Origin of the sequence: Aminobacter niigataensis (assembly GCF_014200015.1) — a bacterium.
Lineage (GTDB): Bacteria > Pseudomonadota > Alphaproteobacteria > Rhizobiales > Rhizobiaceae > Aminobacter > Aminobacter niigataensis.
Genome location: NZ_JACHOT010000021.1, coordinates 1 through 2327, shown reverse-complemented (window position 1 = coordinate 2327; position 2327 = coordinate 1). Strand labels below are relative to the sequence as shown.

The 2327-nt window shown below is 58.1% G+C and carries 2 protein-coding genes and 2 pseudogenes; all 4 read left to right on the top strand.

The window, feature by feature from the left end:
• The first annotated feature begins 611 nt into the window (after positions 1–611).
• The 4 genes and pseudogenes from GGQ99_RS25965 (at position 612) to GGQ99_RS26260 (ending at position 2207) form a co-directional block, all read left to right on the top strand.
• Positions 612–851 (top strand): copper chaperone PCu(A)C domain-containing protein, encoded by a 240-nt coding sequence (locus tag GGQ99_RS25965; protein WP_183264792.1) that lies wholly within the window; start codon positions 612–614, stop codon positions 849–851.
• Positions 848–1461, top strand: a pseudogene (locus tag GGQ99_RS26500) (SCO family protein). Before GGQ99_RS25965 ends, GGQ99_RS26500 begins: the two are co-directional and overlap by 4 nt.
• Positions 1454–1771: pseudogene (locus GGQ99_RS26495) on the top strand (NAD(P)-binding domain-containing protein); the annotation flags it as partial. The pseudogenes GGQ99_RS26500 and GGQ99_RS26495, both read left to right, overlap by 8 nt.
• Positions 1701–2207, top strand: coding sequence for an NAD(P)-binding domain-containing protein (locus GGQ99_RS26260; protein WP_281380111.1), 507 nt, complete (start codon positions 1701–1703; stop codon positions 2205–2207). The pseudogene GGQ99_RS26495 and the gene GGQ99_RS26260, both read left to right, overlap by 71 nt.
• The last annotated feature ends 120 nt before the right edge of the window (positions 2208–2327 follow it).

The following is a 2327-nucleotide window of genomic DNA, read 5'->3' as shown; positions in this document are numbered from 1 at the left end:
TCGGCTCTGCGTGAGGCGGAAGCAAATGCAGAGCGTGTTGGGGCCCTGGTTCCCTCCTGACCAGGACTCCCGAAGCCATCCGGTGCGATGACCCAGGAAATCGACCATTCCGGCAGCTGCCCGGCTGCCGTAACCCCCTGTCAGTTTTCTGGCGAGTACCGGATGGCTGCCTGTCTGGCCCAGGGGCCTACGACGAGACCGTCGCGTCCTCTGGGCCAGTGGCCATTGTGTGCTGATCGTCGGTTTTCAAGAAACCCCTCTCAGTTAACCAGCGCGTGAGGACGAGCTGAGCCATGGAGCTAGGAGACCTCATTTCGGCGTGGGCGGCCTGATCAAGAGCTTTTCAAGGATGGAAAGACACGAATTGCCAACTGGGCGGTACGCGTTTCCTGTTTTTCGGGCATGTCCTTGTTCCGTTCTGAAGACTCAGAGCAACGCGGAGCGCGCGCGTCGTAGTGGTTGGGTGAGCAGGTTTTCGTGAAAGGCTATCGAGAGGATATCGTTGATCTCGGTGCCGATCAGTCGACCTGATGCAGCCTTGGCCGATCCTCACTCGCCCGACGAATGGACTGATCGGCCATTTGCCGTCGGTATCAGCTTGACAATCGGCCGTGCTGAACTGCTCTCGGCGACAACGTGTCACGCTTGAACCGGGAGCGGTCGTCGACTTCGAGGTTGAACGGCTCCACATCATGTTCATCTCTCCCGAGAGACAGCTCAAGGAAAAGGAAAGCTTCTCAGCCACTTTGGTCTTCGAGAAGGCTGGACGTGTCGAGGTAGAGTTTGCCGTGCAGCGTAAGGCCGGAGAGGCCGCCCCTGAAGATCATTCAGGGCACGGAGCGAGCAAGTGAACAAGGCCAAGATTTTTCGGATCGCTACCTGGTCTGCGGTGGCAGTGGCAGCAGGAATCTTAATCGGCCTGAAAGGGATACTGCCGAATGCCGAGCTTCAGGAACACGTGTCAACGGGCACCGCACGCGTAGGCGGACCATTCGATCTTACCTCGCAAACCGGGGAAAAGTTCAACAATGCGCGGCTGGCTGGCAAGCCGTACCTCGTCTTCTTCGGTTTCACGAATTGTCCAGCATTTGCCCGACCACGCTCTACGAGCTGACGGACCTTATGGCCGAACTTGGACCAGACGCTGAGAAGTTCACCCCTCTGTTCATCACTGTCGATCCCGAGCGCGATACCCAGCAGGTTCTGTCCGAATATATGACGGCCTTCGACGGGCGCATCCTTGCGCTGCGTGGCGAACTGGCCGAAACCGAAAAGGCGGTGAAGGCATTCTCTGCTTATTACAACAAGGTGCCGACCGAAGGCGGCGGCTACACTATGGATCATACCGCTGGCGTCATCCTGATGGACGCCAAGGGCGCTTTCTTCGGTACGCTTGACATGCACGAACCGCGTCAGACCGTACTCACCAAGCTCCGTCGGCTGATCGCATCCGATGCCTGAAATAGAGACCGATGTCCTGGTCATCGGCGCGGGCCAGGCAGGCTTGGCAGCAGGCTTCCATTTGAAGCGGGTTGGGCTCGACTTTCTTATCCTTGAGAGGGCGGAGCGGATAGGCGAGAGCTGGCGACAGCGCTACGATTCACTGACGCTGTTTACGCCGCGGGCATTTAGCGCACTGCCGGGGCTGGGTATGGACGGCTACCCTTCAAGAGACGAATTTGCCGTATATTTGGAGACCTATGAGCCACAGTCTTCCGGTGACGTTGGGGGCCGATGTGGTGGCTCTGAAAAAGGACGAGCGTGGCTTTCGAGCTACTCTAGTCAACGGGCTGACCATTTGCAGTCGCAATGTCGTCATTGCGACTGGCGGATTCCAAAAGTCGCTGCGTACCCAGGTTTCAGCAGGCTTTGGCAGATCGGTCCTCCAACTTGATCCTGAAACCTACAGGAATCCTAGCTCGGTTCCCTCCGGCCGGGTGCTTGTCGTGGGCGACGGCGCATCAGGCCGGGATATAGCGGCGGAACTCGCGGTGACCAATGAGGTCTGGATCGCTACAGGAAAGCCACGCCGACTGTTCCCCGAGCGCATTCTCGGCAAGAGCGTCTGGTGGTGGCTGAATCGGGTCGGCTTGATGCGGGCCTCACCTGGTCCGAGGGACGACTGGCAACGTTTTCTGACGGCGCCAGGATCGATGTCGATGCTGTCATCTGGGCCACAGGGTACCGCGATGATTTTGCTTGGCTGAACATCCCAGAAGCAGTGAACGCCGATGCCGCATTTCGGGTTCTGAGAGACCAAGCAGGGCGATTTCCATTCTTACATCCTTCAACGTGCCATGAGTTTCGCTATTGGCGTCCGATCACTA